Here is a 19,002-nt window from a genome sequence, read left to right on the forward strand (position 1 = left end):
CGCAGGCGGGCAGAGCCCCCCGGCCATTGCAGCACCCGCCGCCGCGCCCCGCATCTCCGCATGCGGACGACTGGGCCGCCCGGGTCAAGGCAGTGCCCTGGGCGTCCAGATGAGCGGATACGCGGCGCTCCCGGTGCGCTCGGCCCATTCGAGCCGCTCCCGTACGACGGCCCGTCGGCTCTCGGGGCTCTCTTCCGCGAGCCGGCCGAGGAGGTCGCGTACGCGGCGCAGGGCCATCGGGGAGTCCGCGGCGGCGAAGAGGAGGTCGTCGAAGGCCGTCCGGACGTACTGGTCCCAGTCGGGGACGGGGACCGTCACCCGTACCCGGCCGGCCCCGTCGGTGAACCGGCCGAAGTCCAGCTCCCGGTCGGCGAGCCGGGTGAGCAGGTCTTCCAGGCGGTCCACGACCTCCACCGCCGTCGCCGGATCGTTGACGGCGGGGGAGAGCGCGCGGAGCGCGATGTCGATCAGGAGCCTGAACGGCAGTTCGGGATCCTGGTCGAAGGTGCGTTCCACGCCGGTGATCACGGCCTCGCGCAGGACCTCCTCGGTCAGTTCGCCGCCCGTCACCTCGGCCAGGGCCATGCCCCGCGAGAGGGTCCGGCCGGGGGTGACCCGGAAGTCGATCGCGCAGTCGTGCCGCTGAGCCATCGCCACCAGGGCGTGTACGTCGATCTGCTGGACCACGGTCGCGGGCCCCGACCAGCGCACGGTCGAGGCGGCGCCGGTCCCCGCGGGCGCCGGCGCCGGGGCCGTGCGGCCGGGGACGTACGGCCGCAGGTGCAGTGAGTCGTACGACCGGTGGGCGCGGGTGGCGATCGCGGTGAGCGAGTGGGCGAGCTGGATCGAGTCGAACGCCTTCGTCTGCAGCGTCCTCATCTGGGCGAGGGCGATCAGCGTGAGGATCATGGCGACGCAGGGGAGGAGGGCCGCGACCTGCTTGCGGGTGCCGATGCCGAGCCCCGCGACGACGCAGAAGACGAAGACCCCGACGGCGAAGGCGAAGGCGCGCCACACGATCGGTTCGTCGCGGAAGAACGCGAGGCGCGGGGTGAACGTGGTCGCGGAGAACTGCACGACCAGGAACAGCATCGAGTAGATGATGCTCACCAGGCTGATGACGCCGAACCCGACCGAGAACAGCATGGTCGTCACGCGTCCGGCTTCCACCTGCGGTCCCACGTCGGCCAGGGGGGCGAGCAGCCCCAGCGCCAGCCCGCCGAGCGCGCAGATCAGCTGGGTCAGGTCCCGGCGCATCGCGCGCGTCGGCCGTTGGAACATGCGGCCAGGCCCCCTCACGGTCACGGTCACGGTCACGGGTTGGGTCACGTGTTGTGGGTTACGGGAGGGATGCAATCACGGGAGTGACGGGACCGGGCGGTGAAATGCCGGATATGCGCTGTTCGCTGTTTCTCGTGGAAGGGTGGTCACCGACGTCGGCAACCGTTCCCGTGAGGAGTGCACCGTGTCCGGTCCGCAAGTCCCCGCGCGCCGGCTCCGCCTGCCCCCGTGGATGCGCAAGCACACGCCGCTGCTGACCCGGATCCTCGAACAGCTCGCCAGTGTCAAGGTCCTGGACTGCGCGTTCCGGCTGGCCGCGCAGGCCTTCCTCGGCGCGGTGCCGGCCCTGTTCGTCATCGGCGCCCTCGCACCCGACTGGCTCCAGCAGGAGCTGGTCTCGTCCATCCGGGCCACGCTCGGGCTCCAGGACGCCGCCCTGGACCAGGTGCGGCAGGTGTACTCCGCCACCGATTCCACCGCCACCGCGAGCACCGGCGCGGTGGGCGTCGTGGTGACGCTGATCTCGGCCACCGCGTGCAGCCGCGCCCTCCAGATGACCTGCGAACGCTCCTGGCACCTGCCCAAGGCCAAGGCCCGGCTCGCGGCCTGGCGGTGGCTGGCCTGGCTCCTCGTATGGCTGAGCGCACTGCTCTTCCAGGGGCCGGTCCAGAGCGCCTTCGGCGCCGGCCCGGTCGGCGGCTTCCTGCTCGCCGTGGTCAGCGGGACGCTGCTCTGGTGGTGGACCCAGCACCTGCTGCTCGGCGCCCGGATCCCGTGGCTGCCGCTGCTGCCCGGCGCGGTGCTGGCCGGGACGGGGGAGCAGCTGCTGTCGATGGTGTCGAAGCTCTACATGCCGCACGCGGTGGAGCGCAGCATGCGGCAGTTCGGCAGCCTCGGGTCGGTCTTCGCGCTGATGTCCTGGCTGATCGTGCTGTTCATCGTTCTCACGCTCTCCATCGCCGTCGGGTACGTGGTGGCCCGCGAGCCCCTGCCGGCCCGCTGGCTCGGTACCGCGCCGCAGGACGGCGAGGCCGAGGCCTCCGGGGGAGACGGGATCACGAGGCGAGGATGAACTCGCCGACCAGCCGCACGAATTCGTCCTCCTTCTCGAAGAACGCGACGTGCCCGGCGTCGATCTCGGCGTACGTGCTGTGGGCGATCGCCCGGTGCAGGGCGCGGCTGTTCTCCACCGGGACGGTGAGGTCCCGGGCGGCGCCGATGACGAGCGTCTCGGCCCGGACGCGCGGCAGCAGGTCGCGGATGTCGACGCGGGTGTCGAGGTCGACGTGGCGCAGGGTGCCGGGCGTGGCCGGCATGTTGGGGATCAGGAGTTCCATCTGCTCGCGGCCGATCGAGTTGAGGAAGCCGCGGCTGAAGCCGGTCATGGCGACGGCGCGGCCGAAGGCGGCCGGGTCGGAGACGCCGATCTGCTTCCAGAGGGTGAACAGGTTGCGCAGGTACTCGTCGCCCTCGGTGTGGGCCCATCCGGCGACCAGGATCAGGCGGCGGACGAGGTCGGGGCGCAGGGCGGCGACGGCCGCGGACACCGGGGCGCCCATGGAGAAGCCCAGCAGGTCCACCGGGCCGGCGGCCGCGTCCTCGATCACGGCGATGACCTGCGCGGCCAGACCCTCCACGGTCAGCGGGGCCCCGTCGTCCGTGGTGCGGTCGGTACCGGAGAGGTCGGGGGTGATCACGGTGTGGCCGGCGGTGAAACGGGGCAGTGTCCGGGCCCAGTTCACGGCGGAGCCGCCCGATCCGGTGCCGTGGACGAGGACGAGCGCGGGGCCCGTGCCGGAGCCGGAGCGCTCGTAGTGCACCCGGGCGCCGGCGACGCTCACGGTGGCGGCGAGGGTGGTGGCGGTGGTGGAGGTGACGGTGGTGGCGGACATGGCTTCTCCTTGTGGCGCGGTACGCGGTACGCGGTACGCGGTGTGGGGTGGGGGGTGCCGGGGAGGTGTTCCGCTCCGGCTCCGCCCACACTGCCGCCGCGCCGCGAGGGGCGGCAGAGCCCCGCTGAACCTGGGACCGGGGATCCCTGGTTACGGCGCGGAACGGTCCGGCAGGATGATCCACATGACGATCGACCGCCGTGAACTCGCCGATTTCCTCCGCCGCTCGCGCGAGCGGGTGCGTCCGCAGGACGCGGGTCTGGTCGCCGGACCCAGGCGGCGCACGCCCGGGCTGCGGCGCGAGGAGGTCGCCCAGCTCGCGGGCATGTCGGCCGACTACTACATCCGGCTGGAGCAGGCCCGCGGCCCGCAGCCGTCACCGCAGATGCTGTCCGCGCTCGCCCGCGCCCTGCGGCTCGGCGACGACGCGCGCGACCACCTGTACCTGCTCGCCGGGCACCGCCCGCCCGCCGGGCGGGTCGCCGGCGACCAGGTCAGCGCGGGCCTCCTGCACCTGCTGGACCAACTGCCCGGCACCCCCGCGCAGGTCCTCAGCGACCTCGGCGACGTCCTGGCCCAGAACGACATGGCCCGCGCCCTGCTCGGCGGCGTGTGCACGGTGTCCGAGCACGGCCGCAACGTGATCTGGCGCTGGTTCGGCGACCCGGCCGCACGGAACGCGTACCCGGCCGGGGAACACGAGCGGTACAGCCGGGCGCACGTCGCGGACCTGCGGGCGGCCGTCGGCCGGCGGGCCTCCGATCCGGCCGCCACCCGGCTGGTGGAGCGTCTGCGGGGGGCCAGCGAGGAGTTCACCGCGCTGTGGGAACTGCACGAGGTCGCCGTCCGCCGGCACAGCCGGATGCGCGTGATCCACCCGGTCGTCGGCGTCGTCGACCTCGACTGCCAGGTGCTCCTCGCACCGGAGGGCGAGCAGCGCCTCGTCCTGCTCACGCCCCCGCCCGGCACGGACACGGCCGACCGCCTCGCCCTCCTCCGGGTCGTCGGCACGGAGCAGTTCACACCGGCCGGCTGATCCGGGCGGTTGACCGGTCGGTTGATCCAGCCGGGTCAGGAGCGGCCGCGGCCGCCCGGGCCGACGATGCCGAACAGGGCGCCGTCGGGGTCGCGCAGGGTGACCTCGCGGGGGAAGAGACCGGAGCCGGTCGCGGAGCCGGTCGCGGAGCCGCTCACCGGTCCGGGCACGGGACGGGTCGTGGAGACGGTGCTGCCGCCCAGTCCGGTGGCCGCCTTCACCGCGGTCTCCACGTCGGGCACCCGGAAGTGGACGTGCCAGCGCGGCCGCAGGCTCGGATCGGGGGCCGCCGCGAGGCTCCCGCCGTGCAGGCGGGCCACCGTCCGGCCCGCGTGGCGCAGCCGGATGCGGTTGTCCGCCTCCACGTAGGCGACCTCGCAGCAGCCGCTCTGCCCGCAGGCCCACTCCAGGACCTCGCCGTAGAAGATGGCGGCGTCGAAGGCGTCCCGGGTGCGCAGTTCGAGCCAGGCCGGGGCCGCCTCCCCGCCCATGCCCCAGTCGGGGATGGCGTCCCCTTGCCAGATCCCGAAGACGGCCCCGTCACGGTCGGAGGCGAGTGCCGCCCGGCCGGTGCCGAAGGCGAGGGGGCCGACGGCGACGGTTCCGCTGCGTTCGCGGATGCGCGCGGCCGTGACGTCGGCGTCGTCGACGGCGAAGTACGGGGTCCAGGCGACGGGGGCCGTGACCGCCGGCGGCAGGGCGCCGATCCCGGCCACCGGGACCCCGTCGCTGAAGCCGACGGTGAACCCGTCCCCGAGCCGGGCCGAACCGAACTCCCAGCCCAGGACCGCACCGTAGAACGCCTTCGAGGCGCCGGGGTCGCGGGCCATCAGACTGACCCAGCAGGGTGCGCCGAACGTCTCGTGACTCGATGTCGACACGTCTGTCCACCCCATCCGCTGGTGCGCCCCCGGGAGCCCCGTTCCGTCGGGCACATCCTCGTACCGTCGCCCGGCGGCCCCGGGGCGACACGGCGTACGGGCACCCGGGCGGCGCAGCGTTCGGACGGGGAACCGGCGACGTAGTCGGACACCGGTTCGTCCAGCCGGAGTCCGCCGTCCTGGGCGAGGAGGGTGAACGGCCGCACCGACTCCGAGGGCCGGGCCGTGGGTCCGTGCGGGTGAAGTGATCTGCCTCACACGCTGTCACAGCGGGCGAGCGGCCGGTGTCCATAGGGCGAAGCGAAACCCCAAGAAGCGGAGGACACCATGGCTGAGAACTTCGATGTCGTCGTGATCGGCGGCGGGTACGCGGGCGTGATGGCGGCCAACCGGCTGACGCAGCGCGGCGACGTGCGCGTCACGCTGGTCAACCCGCGTGCGACCTTCGTCCACCGGATCCGCCTGCACCAGCTGGTCGGCGGGACCGACAGCGCGGTCGTCGACTACCGGGAGGTGCTGGCCGACGGCGTGCGGCTGGTGGTCGACACCGTGGCGCGGATCGACGCGGTCGGGCGCAGTGTGGCGCTGGCTTCGGGTGGTGCGGTCGGTTACGACTACCTGGTCTACGCGGTGGGCAGCGGCAGCGCCGACCCGGGCGTGCCCGGGGCCGCGGAGTTCGCCTACCCGCTCGGCACGCTGGAGGAGGCGCAGCGGCTGCGGCCGGTGCTCGACGGCGCTCCCTCGACGGCCGCGGTGACGGTGGTCGGAGCGGGTCCGACCGGCATCGAGACGGCCGCCGAACTGGCCGAGCAGGGGCGGTCGGTGACCCTCGTGTGCGGCGGGGTCCTCGGGCCGTACCTGCACGCCCGGGGCCGGCGCTCGGTGGCCGGGCGGCTGGCCGCGCTCGGGGTGACCGTGCTCGACGGCCCCGGCGCGAAGGTGACGGCCGTGACGCCCGACGCCGTACGGCTCGCCGACGGCCGGACGCTGCCGAGCGAGGTGACCATCTGGACCGCCGGCTTCGCGGTGCCGGACCTGGCCGTGCGCAGCGGGCTGAGCACCGACGCCCAGGGGCGGCTGCTCACGGACGAGACGCTGACCAGCGTGGACGACGTACGCGTCATCGCGGCCGGCGACTCGGCCGCGCCGTCGGACCTGCCGCTGCGGATGAGCTGCCAGGCCGCGATGCCGATGGGCGCGCGGGCGGCCGACACGGTGCTCAGCCGGATCGCGGGCGAGCGGCCCGAGACCCTCAACCAGTCGTTCGGCGCGCAGTGCATCAGTCTGGGCCGCCGTACCGGCATCTTCCAGTTCGCCAACCGGTCCGACGTCGCCGTGTGGTTCAACGTCCACGGCGGCCTGGGCGCGAAGCTCAAGGAGGCGGTGTGCAAGGGCGTCGTCAAGCACCTGGCCGAAGAGGGGCACAAGCCCGGCGGATACGGCCTGCACCGCATCTCGGGCGGCCCCGGCCGCCAGCGGCGACTGGCCGCGAAGCGGACCGAGGCCCCGGCGCAGCCGCGCGCTTGAACCGGGTGATCCCCGTGGACGCGTCCGAGCTCGCCGAACCGCGCACCGTGTACGTGTTCACCCCCGCAGAGGGGGCAGACCTGGGGGCTGACGTACGACAGCCTCCAGGCCAGGCTCCTGGAGCGCTCGAAGCCGTCGGTCCCGGCTGACCGGACCGCATCGAGGTGATGGCTGCATCCGGTCCTGACGTCGGGTCCCCCCCCCGCATCAGACCTCGGTCCGGATGGGGCGGGCGTGCGTGTGGCGTGAAAAGGCTGTCCGAAAGTTGAAAGCATAGCCGTGGAACGATCACCGCACTATCATCCGATTTTGCTTGGGCTTGACCAGAAGCCCAGGTGAAAGCGATGCGGGGGAATCACATGCATCACCATTTGGGACGGCTCGGAGTAGAGGAAAGGCAAGAGCAGGCATACAGAGGCCTGTTGCGCTGTACACGGGCCACGCCCCACACCCTGGCGGTCCACCTCGGCTGTGCTGACGCCGAGGCCGTGGAATCCGTGTTGAACGCGCTCGTGGCCATGGGCATGGCCACCGCCGACGGGACGGAGGTCTACCGGCCGGTCGCCCCGAGCACGGTCGTGGCCCGGCTCGTCGAGCGGCGGCTCAAGGCCCTCCACGAGGAAATGCGGCATGTCTCGGAGACCCGGGACCTGCTCGAATCCCTGCTGCGCGAGCAGCAATTCGAGAACGACGGCTTGTACGCCGACTCCCAGACCGACGCGCCGCTCATCGAACGGCTCGAAGGTCTCGTCAAAGTCCGGGAGAAACTCGACGAGTTGTCGTTCTTCTGTCGGACCGAACTGCTCGCCACCCAGCCCGGCGGACCGATGACGAAGGACAACATCGCCGCCGCCCGGCCGCTCACCGAGCAGCTGCTGCGGCGCGGGGTCGCGATGCGCACCATCGTGGAGAGCGGCGCCGTCGCCGACCTGGCGACCGCCGCCTACCTGCAGGAACTCACCACCAAGGGGGTAAGGATCCGGGTCGTGGAACGGGCCGCCGAACGGCTGCTGATCTTCGACCGGCAGACCGCGCTGGCCCCCATCGACCCGAACGACTCGACGCTGGGCGCGGTGGCCGTCCGCGAGCCGGGCCTCGTCGGCGGCATGATCTCGCTCTTCGACCGGATCTGGGCCGAGAGCCGCGAGCTGGACGAGGTCGTCGGCAGCCCCGCGGAGGGCGAGGGCCCCGAGGGCGGACTGTCCGAGCTGGAACGGCAGATCCTGGCCACCATGCAGATGGTCGACAAGGACGAGATCGGCGCGCGCGAGGTCGGCGTCTCCGTCCGCACCTACCGCAAGTACGTGGCCGCGCTCATGGGCCGGCTGGACGCGGCCAACCGCTTCCAGGCGGCCCTGCTGGCCCGCGACCGCGGCTGGATCTGACGAGGGCCGGATCCCGTCAGGCCGGGGACCCCCGGGCCGCGTCAGCGGCCCGGGGTGTCCTCGGGGTCGAGCAGCCACTCCCACCCGATCAGCCCCGGGTCCTGCCACAGCCTCCGCAGTTCCTCGGTGACGGTCTCGGCGGCCGTCGCCTCCGGCAGGACGACCGCCAGCGAGAAGCCCACGGCGAAGAACTGCACCGTTCCGCGCCATCCGGGCGGCAGCAGCGACGACACCCGCACCGCCGTGGTCTCCGGCGCCCCGGGCCGTTCGTGGGCCGGCGCGGACGCCGCCGCCGGGGACGGCATCACCAGGACGCGCAGGAAGGTCAGCGCACCGGTGTCCCGCGGCGCGGGCTCGTGAGGGCCGTTCGTCATGCCGCCCGCCCGCCCGGCAGGTCCCGCGCCGCCTTGTCCATGTCCGCCGCCGCCTCCGTCCGTACCGCGCCCGCCTCCACCGCGCCCACGTCCACCGCCTCCGTCTGCACGGCCAGGGCCGTCAGCGGCCGCTCCGCGAACATCCGTACGGCGGCCCGGGAGACGTCGGCGAGCGGGGCCTCGCGCAGCGCCCGGGGCAGGCGCATGAGCCAGGTCGCGTCGTGCCCGTAGGCGGCCGTCTGACAGAGCATGTCCGCAAGGGTCTCCTGTGTGTCGAACACGCTCAGCACCTGCCCCGCGCAGAAGAGCCGCGTGGCGTCCGCCTCGGCCGCCGTGAACGGCTCGCGGGCCAGCCGGCGCACCCGCTCGCGCAACTCCCGTACCGCCTGCGGCCGGTGCGGTCCCTCGTACCAGGCTCGCAGGAAGGCGCGGTGGCCCGCCGCGGCCGTGTCGCGGCCGGTGATCACGGTCAGGCCGGGGGTGCGGTCGACGGCCAGCCGGGAGCCGAACCAGCCGCCCAGCGCCGCCGTGGCCAGGTAGTCCGCGGCCTCGGTCGCGGTGCTCATCGCCGCGGGCGCGCAGAGGGTCACGTGCGCCTCGGCGGCACCCGGCCGGTGCAGGGTCAGCACGGTGTCCTCCCCGTAGGCGTTTCCGGGCCCCGGCGCCGCCCCCTCGGTCATGACGGGGTGGGCGGCGCTCCACCCGGCGAGGGTACGGGTCACCAGGGCGGCCGTGGCGTCCGGGTCGCCGGGACCCGTCACGACGACCACGGCACCCGCGGGTCCGGGCAGGGCGGCGGCGCCGGCGCCGGCCGCCGGGAGCAGCCGCAGGCGCAGCGCGGCGTCGGCGGTCCGCTGGAGGGCGATCGCGGCCGGGCCGGCCAACGCCGCGGCCTGCGCGGGCCCGTTCGGGAGACCCGCTGCGCCCGTACCGGCGGCCAGGACCGTGCCGACGACCGTCCGCAGCCAGTCCCCGGCCCGCTCGGCCGGTGCGTGACCGCTCACTTCCAGCCACTGGTCGTCCGTGGTCACCTGGACCGTGCCGAAGTGGCCGGTGGCCCGCCAGGCCGCGCCGGCCCGCAGCTGGGCCTCGTACGCCAGCCGCCGGACCTGGCCCGGGGCGCGCCAGCCGCCCGGACCGAGCGGTGCCTTGATGCGCAGCTCGGCCAGCGGGGTGCGCTCGTCCCGGTAGCAGACCACGCGGGTGCCGGCCGGGGTGAGGGTCTCGGCCCATGCGGGCACGACCGGCTCGCGGGCGGACCGGACCGGGGCGGCCGGGGCCTCGTACGGCGCCGGACGCGTGCGCTCCGGGCCCGGCGTCAGCACCAGCACGGCCCGCGCGCTCTCACGCAACGCCCGCGCGGCCCCGGCCACTTCGGCGGGGCCGACGTCGGCCAGCAGGTCGGGCAGTTCGGCGAGCAGGCCGGGGCGGCCGAACAGCAGCTCCAGCCGGCCCAGGGCGCGGGCTCGGGTCTGGAGGTCGTCGTGCCGGCGCACGTGGTCCAGTGCCAGGTCGCGGACGGCCGTGCGGACCGCCTCGCCGTGGCCCGGCGCGCCCGGATCCGCCCAGTGGGCCAGCCCCGCGTCGACCCGGTCCACGAACCGCTCGGGCGCGGTGTCCGGCGGCAGCAGACCGGTGACCACCAGGGTCTCGGGGGCCAGGGCGTCGAGCGGCCCGAAGAACCCGCAGCTCGTCTCGACGGGACCGCCGCCACCGCGCGCGCCGGTGGCGCGCAGCAGCCGGGCCAGCACGGTGTGCGCGAGGTACCCGGTCAGGTCGCGGGCGGGGTCCGGCAGCCGGTAGCCGAGCGCCACGGCGGTCGCGGGCACGCCCGGTTCGGTGCCGTACGCCCACCGGTCGGCCTCCGGCGCCTCCTCGCGCAGATCCGGGCGGGCGGGCACGGGCCGCCCCGGGATGTCCCCGAAGTGCCGCTCTACCAGCGCGCGGGCCTCGGCCGCGTCGAACCCGCCGGCGAGCGTCAGCACGGCGTTGCCGGGCGCGTAGTGCTCGGCGAAGAAGGCCCGGCAGTCGGCGACGGTCGCCGCGCGCAGCCGCTCGGCGTCGCCGTACCCGTCGTGCGCGTTGGCGTACGAGCGGTAGAGCACGGCGGGCAGCAGCGGCCAGGGGAAGCCGCCGTACGGGCGCTCCACCGTCGTCCCGTGGATCTCCAGCGCGACGCCCTCCAGTTGCTCCGCGAGGGCCTCCTGGGTGAACAGCGGAGCCCGCATCCGGTCGGCTTCGGCGAACAGCGCCCCGTCGAGGGCGGAGGCGGGCACGGCCTGGTAATAGTCCGTGTAGTCCTGGTGCGTGGTGCCGTTCGCGGAGCCGCCGAGCCGGTGGATCCGGTCGTAGAACTCGCCGCCGGTCAGCCGCTCGCTGCCCTGGAACATGAGGTGCTCGAAGAGGTGCGCGAAGCCCTCGCGGCCGGGGGGTTCGGACCGGAACCCGACCCCGTAGTGCACCGCCACCGCCACCCGGGGGTGGCGGTGGGAGGGGGCGAGCAGCACCCGGAGCCCGTTGGGCAGGGTGAAGCGGTGCATCAGTGGTCTCCTGGTGCGGTGGGACCGCCGAAACCGGTGAGGTAGCCGAGGAAACCGGCGAAGCGTTCGACGGTCTCCGGCTGCCAGCCGACGTAGGCGGTGTAGTCGTGCAGGTGCAGGGCGATGCGCAGGGCCGCCAGCCGCGGCCGCAGCGGGCCGAGGGGGCGCCCGTACCCCTCCTCGACGGCGTCGACGAGCCGTTGCCAGGCCTCGCTGTCGCCGCCGAGCTGCCAGGCGAGCTCGGTGAGTTCGCCGACGGCCCAGCCGACGTCGGAGTACCAGGGGGCGAGGCACACGTCCTCGCCGGCCAGCAGCTCTACGGGGCCGTCGGCGGGGCCGGATGCGGGGCCGGATACGGGGTTCGCGACGAGCGAGCCGAGGCCGGGCGCGCCGTGGGAGACGACGAGGGCCGGGTCGGCGGCGAGTTCGGCGGTCCAGTCGCGCAGCCGGTGCCAGCGCTCGGCGCCGAGCCGCTCGCGCAGCACGGACGCGGCCTGCGCGGCCCAGACCTCCGGCGCGCGACCGGCGAGCCACGCGTCGAGCCGCGCCCAGCCGCGCGAGGCGGTGGGCGGGGCCGGCGCGCCGGCCGGGACCGGGGCCGGGGCAGGAGCCGGGGCGGTGTGCAGCGCGGCGAGGGCGCGGCCGAGGGCGTGCAGGGCCGGGCGCAGCCCGGGGTGCGGGCCGTGCCGCAACAGGTGGCCCGCGACGGACTCGTCCCCGGACAGGCCCCGGTAGGCGCGCGCGCCGCCGGGCAGCTCCTCCCCGTAGACCAGGCGCACGCCGGGGGTCCGGGGGATCTCGGGGAGGGTGGCCGGGAGCGGGTGGAAGCCGGCGGGCGCGAGCGGTCCGGGCTCCCGGACCCACAGGCCGCCGTGGACGGTCGTGCGCAGCAGCCCGGTCCCGAAACGGACGGGACCGGTGCCGGCGACGTCCTCGACGGCGCCCTCGACGACGGTGGCGGTCACAGCGTGCTCGCCGGCGGCGGGAGGGGCACGGACACGGCGGCCGCCGCCAGTTCCCGGCGGCGCTGCTCGACCATCGCGAGCGCGTCCGGCAGCGGCGCCGGCGCCCAGGCGTCCTCGCGGCCCGTGGTCATGGAGAGCCCGGGGCGCGGCGGCAGCACGGCCACGTTGGGCCGGGCGGCCAGCGCCGCGTGGTGGGCCCGGTACGCGGCGCTGTGCAGCCCGCCCGGCGGCAGCGCGGGCAGCAGCACCACCGGGGCGGTGGTGCACTGGGCGGCCAGCAGTGCGGGGCTGTCGGCCAGCCCGAGGGCCAGACGCGCCATGAAGTGCAGGGTCGCGGGGGCGACGATTACGGCCTCGGCCCACTCGGTCCACAGCACGTGCCGCGCGTGCACCTCGTCCTCGGCCCAGCGGTCCGGCAGTACCTCGGCCCCGCTGTGCCCGGCGAGCGTGACGCGGCTGACGAACCGTTCGGCGCTCGCGGTCACCCCGATCCGCAGCTCCAGGGCCGGGTAGGTGCTGCGCAACCAGCCCAGCCAGTACGGCAGTTCGGCGGCGGACACGGCCCCGGTCACCACGAGCAGCAGCCGTGAGATCCCCAGCGCGGGCGCCGGTACGGCGGCCACGGAACCGGGGGCGGCCTGGGCGGGTGGTGCGGCCGGAGCACCCGGTGCGGGCCGTACGGCCTGTGCGGCCTGTGCGGCGACCGCCGCCACAACGGCCGCCGGGGCCGGCGCGACCGAGGTCGCGACGGCCTGCGTACCGGCGCTCACCGGGTCAGCTCCGGCAGCATCGCCCGCAGGTCGGCCAGCGCGGAGGGCAGCCCCTCCACCTGGCACACACCGGTCAGGTTCAGCGCGATCTCGTCGACACCGACCGCCGCGTACTCCACGAGCCGGTCCCGGACCTCGCTGATGTCGCCGTGGACGAACGCGCCGCCCTCGATCACGGCCTTCGCGACGGACAGCGGGTCGGGCTGGTCGATGTCGATGCCCGAGCGGCGCAGCATGTCCTGGTAGTGCGGCATCGACAGGTGCCCGGTGTTGCCCGCCAGGACCAGCTTCGCCGGGTCCCGGTCCGGCGCGGTCAGAGCCACCGGCACCATCGCCACCAGGCGCGGCATCGGCCGGCCCGCGGCCTGCGCCCCGGCCTGGAGCTCGGGGACGATGACGTCCCGCAGGTACTTCGGCGGGGTCAGCCACGTGATGGCCACGTCCGCGACCTCGCCGGCCAGCCGGGCCATCTTCGGGCGCAGCACCCCGGCACCGAGCTCGACGCGCGGCCCCGGCAGGGACGGCAGTCCGATGCGGCAGTCGAAGTACTCGCCCCGCAGCTCGACCTCGCGGTCGGCCAGCAGGCCGCCCATGATGGTGAAGTACTCGCGCACCGCGCCGAGCTGGCTGCGGTAGGGCGCGCCCAGGACGTTCTTCTGTAGGATCGCCGCGCCCGGTCCGATGCCGGCCACCACCGGGTGGCCGGTGGTCACCGCGAGGGACTTGGCCTGGAGCGCGGCCTCGATCGGGTGCCGGAAGGGCATCAGCGTGACCGCCGTACCCACCGGGATCCGGAATCCGGAGGCCGCCGCGTACGTGAAGGTCTGGTACGGCTCGGACATCAGGGCCTGGCCCTGCCACAGCCGGTCCGCGGCGCCGGAGGCGACCAGCGCGGCCAGCGGGAGCGCCTGCTCGTGCCGGGTCGGCATGAACGGCATCATGATCGAGTACTTGGTCATGCCGTGACTTCCTTCGTGGGCCGGGCGGCCGGGGTGGCGCCGCCGCTGAGCAACTGGGCGCTGACCAGTTCGATGTAGGCGGGGCTGGAGTCGAGCAGTTCGTCGTGCGTGCCCTCGGCGATGACCCGGCCGCGGTCCATGACGACGACCTTCGCGGCGTGCCGGACGGTGGACAGGCGGTGGGCGACCACCAGGACCGCGCGGTCCTCGGCGAGGGTGTCGACGATCTGCCGCAGCCGCCGCTCGTTGACGCTGTCGAGCTGCGAGGACGGCTCGTCGAGGAGGACCAGGCTGCTGTCCGCCAGCACCGCGCGGGCCAGGGCGACCCGCTGGCGCTGACCGCCGGAGAGGTCGTGGGCGCCGCCGAGGACGGTGTCCAGGCCGTCGGGCAGGGCCCGGACGGGGGCGTCGAGGCCGACCGCGGCCAGCGCCGCGTACAGCTCCTCGTCGGTCGGCACGGCGGCCAGGCCCAGGCTCAGGTTGGCCCGTACGGTGTCGCCGAGCAGGGTGAACGCCTGGTCGACGAAGGCGATCCGGCCGCGCAGGTCGTTCAGCGGCAGGCTCGCGGCCTCCTCGCCGAACAGGTGCACACGGCCCGACTGCGGCTCCATGAACCGTTCGATGAGGGCCAGCGCGGTGGACTTGCCGGCGCCGGAGAGACCGACGACGGCCGTCAGGCCCTGGGCGGGCACCTCGAAGTCCACGCCGCGCAGGACGGGTTCGTCGCCGTAGCCGAAGGTCACGTCCTCGAAGCGGACGGCGGGGGCCGGACCGGGGGTGTTCCGGCCGCCCGCCGTCCGGGCCGGCTCCGCCGTGCCGGGCGCCAGGTCCTCCACCGGCAGGGCGAAGACGTCGTTGAACCGCTGCCGGGAGGTGAGCCCGGCCTGGATCTGCGCGGCACCGGAGGCCGCCATGATCAGGGGAGCGGTCAGCTGGAGCAGGTAGAGGAGGAAGGCGACGAAGTCGGGGAGGGCGAGGTCGCCGGAGACGAGCCGGGCGCCGCCGCCGAGCAGCACGGTCAGCAGGGCGATCTGCTGGCCCAGGTTGATCACGGGGACGACCAGCGACTCCATGCGGGCCGCGTCCACGCCGAGCTTCTCCAGCCGCCGTGCGTGACCGTCCAGGGTGCGGCCGACCCGCTCCTCCGCCCGGTACGCCTTGATGATGACGAGGGCGTCGAGCGCGGTGATGAACTGGTGGGTCAGGGTGCCGATGTCGTCCTGCATGTTCTGGTACGTGCGCCGCAGGCCGCGGATCACGACGGCCACGATGGCCAGGGCGCACACGAATCCGGCCAGGGTGATCAGCAGCAGCACCCAGTCCAGGACGCCCATGATGACGATGGTGCCGAGCAGGGTGATCGCGGCCATCGGAAGCTGGATCGGCCCGATGTTGATGGCGCCCTTGAGCTGCATGGCGTCGGCGGTCAGCCGGGTGGCGAGGTCGCCGCTGCCCACCGCCTTCGCGTCGGACAGCCGCATGGCCAGGCCGCGCCGCATCGTGGTGATGCGCAGCCGGCGGACGAGCTGCTCGCCGAGGCGGGACAGCAGGAACGCGGCGAACGCGCCCGCCAGGGCGGAACCCAGACCGGTGCCGATCATCAGCAGGGCGGCCCGGGTGAGGCCCTGGCCCTGCTGCACCTGCTGGACCAGCTCGGCGACGACCAGCGGCAGCGCGAGGGTGGCGGCGGCGGAGACCGCCGCGAGCAGGGCGATCACGGCCATCTGGAGCCGGTTGCCGGGGCGCAGCAGCTCCCGCAGGATGCGCAGTTCGCCGTCCCAGGAGTCGGCGGCGCGTTCGGCGCGTTCGGCGGCGGCGGCCTCGGCCGTGGCCTCCGCCGCGGCGGCCGCCTTGGTTTCGGTGGTGACGGTCATGACATTCCCCCCAGTCGGGCGTTGCGCAGGGCGGTCCGCGCCTTGACGATGCCGCCGTGCTGGAGCAGTCCGCCGATGTAGATCCGGCCGCCGACGCGCAGCAGCGCGGCGATCGAACCGAGCAACAGGACGGCGGCCAGGGCGATCTCCCACCACGGCACGTTCTCGCTCGCCATCCGCACCGGCATCACGGCCGAGGACAGGCCCGGCACCAGGGAGAACACCCGGGTGAGGGTGTCGCTGATCCCGGTGAAGGGCGCCAGCGCGGCCATCAGGCTCAGGGTCTGGAGCATGCTGACCGGGCCGGCCGCGTGCTGGAGGTCCTCGGCGCGGGAGGCCAGGGCCCCCGCGACGGCCCACAGGGCGGCGAAGCCCAGGAAGCCGGGGATGAACCAGAGCACCACGGAGACGCTGGTGCCGATCGCGTCGGACGGCGCGTCCACCAGGTCGGCGGCGATGGCGACCGTGACACCGCCCGCGGCCATGGCACTGATCTGCACGAACGCCACGAGCCCGATGCCGAGCACCTTGCCCGCCAGCAGCTGCCAGGCGTGCACCTTGGCCAGCAGCACTTCCACGATGCGGCTGGACTTCTCCTCCAGGACGCCCTGGGCGATGCCCTGGCCGAACATGAAGGTCAGGAAGAACAGGGCCATCACGCCGATCGCGGCGGTCATGGTCCGCTCGGTCGTGCGGTCCGCGTCCGGGTCCAGCGCGGACACGGCCAGCGGCTGTACGGCCAGGGCCCGCGCGATGGTCGGGTCGGTCAGTCCGCCCTCCCGCAGGCGGTCGGTGGTCTGAGCCGTGCGGTGGGCCTCGTACAGCGGGCCGGCCAGCGGCTCCGGCAGCTTCTCGCGGACCAGGACCCGGCCTTCGCCGACCAGCGCGGCGTCGGCCTTCTCCGCCCGTACGGCGGCCTCCGCGGCCGCCTCGTCCTCGTAGGAGACGACCTCCACGCCGCCCGCGCCACCGTCGCCGGATGCCCCGGCGGTCTGCGCGCGCAGCGCTTCGGTCAGGTCCCGGTGTTCGCCGATGACGGCCAGGACCGGACGGTCCGCGGCGCCGGTGAAGACCTTCTGCAGCCCGAGGGCACCGCAGAACACCACGATCATCATGACCAGGGAGGCCCACAGTTCCTTGCGCTGGAACTGCGTGACGATCTCGCGCCAGGCGACGAGGCCGACGAGGGTGAGGGGCCCGTGCGGGGTGTTCCGGTTCATGCTGTCACCGCCTCGCGGAAGATTTCGGTCAGGGACGACTCGCGCCAGGCGAAGTGGACGATGTCGCCGTGGCTCTGGGCGGCCGAGAGGATCTCCCGTACGGGGACCTGCTCGTCGACCTCCAGCGTGTAGCGGTCGTGCCGCGCCTCGACGACGCGGGTGCCCGCAACGGCCGACGCCCACCCGGCCGGAGCGCCCTCCAGGGCGATCTCCAGGCGACGGGTGGTGCTGCCGCGCAGTTCCTCCACCGTCCCCTCGGCGACCAGGGCGCCGTCGCGGACGATGCCCACCCGGTCGCACAGTCGCTCCACCAGGTCGAGCTGGTGGCTGGAGAAGACGACGGGGACGCCGTCGCGGGTGAACTCCGTGAGCGCCTGGGCCATCGCGTCCGAGGCGACCGGGTCGAGGCCGGAGAACGGCTCGTCCAGGATCAGCACACCGGGGCGGTGGATCAGGGCGGCGATCAGCTGGACCTTCTGCTGATTGCCCAGCGACAGCTTGTCCAGCACGTCCTTGGGGGCCATCTTGACCCCGAGGCGCTCGATCCACTCGTCGGCGTGGGCCTTGGCCTCGCGGGCCCCCATGCCGCTGAGACGGGCGAAGTAGACGAGCTGGTCGCGGGGGCGCATCTTGCCGTACAGGCCCCGCTCCTCCGGCATGTAGCCGATGAGGCGGCGGCTGGCGCTGTCGACCGGGCGGCCCTCGAAGCGGACCTCGCCGGTGTCGGCGGCCAGCATGCCGAGCGCGATGCGCATGGCGGTGGTCTTGCCGGCGCCGTTGGCGCCGCAGAACCCGTACAGCTCACCGGGGCGGACCTGGAAGGACAGTCCGCGCAGGACCTTCTTGTCGCCGAACCCCTTGGTGAGCGCGTCGAACTCAAGCACCGGCCACCTCCGGGACGCGGTCCCCGGCGGGGGCCGGGGAGAACTCGACGACGGAACGGACCGGGGTGACCGGGCCCTGCCAGGTCGGGGTGAGACCGGCCCGGGCGGCGAGGTCCTTGACGGCCTCGACGGTCCGGGCGGGGACCGGGACGGTGGCGGCGACGCGCAGCGCGGTGTCGGCGGCGGCCAGGCCCGTGCCCATCTCGGGCAGGTTGATCTCGGCGAGGAGCACCCGCCCGTCGGGGCCGGCGGCCTCGCCGACGCGGCGCAGGATGGCCACGGACTTCTCGTCGCTCCAGTCGGCGAGGATCCCCGACAGCAGGTAGACGTCGTGGCCCTCGGGCAGTTCCTCGAAGAAGCTGGCGGCGACGGCGGTGCCGCGGTCGGCCAGGCCCGCCTCCTCGATGCGGCGGGCGGCGATCCCCGCCACGTTGGGCAGGTCGATGACGGTGCCCCGCAGGTGCGGGTGGGCCCGCAGCAGCTCGATGAGCAGGGTGCCGTTGTTGCCGCCGACGTCGGCGACGCTGCGGACCGCGGACCAGTCGTACGCGCGGATGACGGCGTCGGCGTCCCAGCCGGCCTCGGTCGGACCCTCGGCCTCCAGGGCTCTGACGTAGACGGGGTCGGTGTTGATCTCGTCCCAGTAGTCCCGGCCGAACACGGCGGCGTGGGAGGCCTCGCCGGTGCGCACGGTGTGCAGCAGGCCCACCAGTCCGAGGGAGACCCGGCCGAACAGGCCCTCCATGCTGAGGTACTGGGCCAGGCTCGGCTCGTTGCTGCGCAGCAGCGGGCGGGAAAGGTCGGTGAGCGCGTGGACGCCGTCGGCGTCGACCGTGAACAGCCCCAGCTCCACGAGGTAGCGCAGGAGTTTCGCGAACACCTCGGGGTGCGCGCCGGCCCGTTCGGCCAGCGTCGCGGCGGTGCCGCCTCCTTCGGCCACCAGGTCGGCGATGCCGAGGGTGGCGGCCACGCGGACGGCGTTGGGCTTGAGGAGGTCGGACATGTCGAGGAGGGTCTGGGTGTGTGCGCTGTTGTCGGTCATTCGCCTGGGCTTCCCGTTGTGGAGGTGAGGGCGTCGATGGGCACGGGGCCCGGAAGTGGGGCGGGCACGGTGCCCGGAAGTCAGGTGCGGGCGCGGGGGCCCGGGGGCGGGCGCGGGACCGAGAGGCCCCGGGGGGCGGCGGGTGCCCGGTGTCGGGCACCCGCCGCGGGCGTTTTAGCCCGGCCCGTTGGTGGTGACGTAGCTGAGCGCGAAGCTCGCGACGGCGCCGCAGAACGGGGTGGTGGCCGGGGCGCCGGTCACCGCGTCGACCTCGATCTCGTCGGCGTCGGCGTAGGACTCGTAGCCGGTCACCAGGTCTTCGAGCGTGCTCTGGTCGTTGCTCATGGTGTTCGTCTCCCTTCAAAGGGTGTG

Annotated in this window: 17 protein-coding genes; 4 read left to right on the top strand and 13 right to left on the bottom strand. The window is 74.2% G+C overall.

The window, feature by feature from the left end:
* Positions 1-84: 84 nt before the first annotated feature.
* Positions 85-1,281, bottom strand: coding sequence for a DUF2254 family protein (locus tag ACZ4VT_RS03915; protein WP_467946315.1), 1,197 nt, complete (start codon positions 1,279-1,281; stop codon positions 85-87).
* Between the two features lie 184 nt (positions 1,282-1,465).
* Between ACZ4VT_RS03915 and ACZ4VT_RS03920 the strand changes: the two genes are divergently transcribed.
* Positions 1,466-2,353 carry a YhjD/YihY/BrkB family envelope integrity protein gene (locus ACZ4VT_RS03920; RefSeq protein WP_467946317.1) on the top strand — a complete coding sequence of 296 codons (888 nt, stop codon included), beginning with the start codon at positions 1,466-1,468 and terminating at the stop codon, positions 2,351-2,353.
* Here ACZ4VT_RS03920 and ACZ4VT_RS03925 read toward each other — a convergent pair.
* Complete coding sequence (locus ACZ4VT_RS03925) at positions 2,337-3,173, bottom strand: alpha/beta fold hydrolase (protein ID WP_467946319.1); 837 nt, start codon at positions 3,171-3,173, stop codon at positions 2,337-2,339. The genes ACZ4VT_RS03920 and ACZ4VT_RS03925 overlap by 17 nt on opposite strands.
* A 175-nt stretch (positions 3,174-3,348) precedes the next feature.
* Between ACZ4VT_RS03925 and ACZ4VT_RS03930 the strand changes: the two genes are divergently transcribed.
* Complete coding sequence (locus ACZ4VT_RS03930; protein WP_467946321.1) at positions 3,349-4,209, top strand: helix-turn-helix transcriptional regulator; 861 nt, start codon at positions 3,349-3,351, stop codon at positions 4,207-4,209.
* A gap of 35 nt (positions 4,210-4,244) precedes the next feature.
* Here the strand turns inward: ACZ4VT_RS03930 and ACZ4VT_RS03935 are convergent, their stop codons facing one another.
* The gene (locus ACZ4VT_RS03935; protein WP_467946432.1) at positions 4,245-5,039 is read right to left on the bottom strand and encodes a VOC family protein; all 795 of its coding nucleotides are present in this window, start codon (positions 5,037-5,039) and stop codon (positions 4,245-4,247) included.
* Between the two features lie 378 nt (positions 5,040-5,417).
* Here ACZ4VT_RS03935 and ACZ4VT_RS03940 point away from each other — a divergent pair, with 378 nt between their 5' ends.
* Together ACZ4VT_RS03940 and ACZ4VT_RS03945 are read left to right on the top strand one after the other, a co-directional pair.
* The gene (locus ACZ4VT_RS03940) at positions 5,418-6,617 is read left to right on the top strand and encodes an NAD(P)/FAD-dependent oxidoreductase (protein ID WP_467946323.1); all 1,200 of its coding nucleotides are present in this window, start codon (positions 5,418-5,420) and stop codon (positions 6,615-6,617) included.
* 488 nt (positions 6,618-7,105) lie between these two features.
* Positions 7,106-8,002 carry a helix-turn-helix transcriptional regulator gene (locus ACZ4VT_RS03945; protein WP_467946325.1) on the top strand — a complete coding sequence of 299 codons (897 nt, stop codon included), beginning with the start codon at positions 7,106-7,108 and terminating at the stop codon, positions 8,000-8,002.
* A gap of 41 nt (positions 8,003-8,043) precedes the next feature.
* On the opposite strand, the gene ACZ4VT_RS03950 is transcribed toward ACZ4VT_RS03945, so the two are convergent.
* The 10 genes from ACZ4VT_RS03950 to ACZ4VT_RS03995 all read right to left on the bottom strand — a co-directional run bounded on the left by ACZ4VT_RS03950 (position 8,044) and on the right by ACZ4VT_RS03995 (position 18,975).
* Positions 8,044-8,376: a hypothetical protein gene (locus ACZ4VT_RS03950; RefSeq protein WP_467946327.1), complete on the bottom strand. Its 333-nt coding sequence runs from the start codon at positions 8,374-8,376 to the stop codon at positions 8,044-8,046.
* Positions 8,373-10,916, bottom strand: a complete 2,544-nt coding sequence (locus tag ACZ4VT_RS03955; protein WP_467946328.1) for an insulinase family protein — start codon at positions 10,914-10,916, stop codon at positions 8,373-8,375. Before ACZ4VT_RS03955 ends, ACZ4VT_RS03950 begins: the two co-directional genes overlap by 4 nt.
* Positions 10,916-11,881: a hypothetical protein gene (locus ACZ4VT_RS03960; protein WP_467946330.1), complete on the bottom strand. Its 966-nt coding sequence runs from the start codon at positions 11,879-11,881 to the stop codon at positions 10,916-10,918. Before ACZ4VT_RS03960 ends, ACZ4VT_RS03955 begins: the two co-directional genes overlap by 1 nt.
* Positions 11,878-12,651 carry a flavoprotein gene (locus ACZ4VT_RS03965; RefSeq protein ID WP_467946332.1) on the bottom strand — a complete coding sequence of 258 codons (774 nt, stop codon included), beginning with the start codon at positions 12,649-12,651 and terminating at the stop codon, positions 11,878-11,880. Before ACZ4VT_RS03965 ends, ACZ4VT_RS03960 begins: the two co-directional genes overlap by 4 nt.
* On the bottom strand, positions 12,648-13,610 hold the full coding sequence (locus ACZ4VT_RS03970) for an LLM class flavin-dependent oxidoreductase (RefSeq protein ID WP_376612011.1): 963 nt from the start codon (positions 13,608-13,610) through the stop codon (positions 12,648-12,650). The genes ACZ4VT_RS03965 and ACZ4VT_RS03970 overlap by 4 nt, the downstream gene beginning before the upstream one ends.
* The gene (locus ACZ4VT_RS03975; protein ID WP_467946334.1) at positions 13,607-15,484 is read right to left on the bottom strand and encodes an ABC transporter ATP-binding protein; all 1,878 of its coding nucleotides are present in this window, start codon (positions 15,482-15,484) and stop codon (positions 13,607-13,609) included. Before ACZ4VT_RS03975 ends, ACZ4VT_RS03970 begins: the two co-directional genes overlap by 4 nt.
* A complete protein-coding gene (locus ACZ4VT_RS03980) occupies positions 15,481-16,704 on the bottom strand; it encodes an ABC transporter permease (protein ID WP_467946336.1) in 1,224 nt (407 codons plus the stop codon). Before ACZ4VT_RS03980 ends, ACZ4VT_RS03975 begins: the two co-directional genes overlap by 4 nt.
* Complete coding sequence (locus ACZ4VT_RS03985) at positions 16,701-17,588, bottom strand: ABC transporter ATP-binding protein (protein ID WP_467946338.1); 888 nt, start codon at positions 17,586-17,588, stop codon at positions 16,701-16,703. The genes ACZ4VT_RS03980 and ACZ4VT_RS03985 overlap by 4 nt, the downstream gene beginning before the upstream one ends.
* On the bottom strand, positions 17,581-18,630 hold the full coding sequence (locus ACZ4VT_RS03990) for a methyltransferase (protein ID WP_467946340.1): 1,050 nt from the start codon (positions 18,628-18,630) through the stop codon (positions 17,581-17,583). The genes ACZ4VT_RS03985 and ACZ4VT_RS03990 overlap by 8 nt, the downstream gene beginning before the upstream one ends.
* Positions 18,631-18,804: 174 nt before the next feature.
* The gene (locus ACZ4VT_RS03995) at positions 18,805-18,975 is read right to left on the bottom strand and encodes an LxmA leader domain family RiPP (protein WP_351292112.1); all 171 of its coding nucleotides are present in this window, start codon (positions 18,973-18,975) and stop codon (positions 18,805-18,807) included.
* Positions 18,976-19,002 lie beyond the last annotated feature (27 nt).

It is taken from the genome of Streptomyces sp. NPDC029164 (assembly GCF_055563995.1).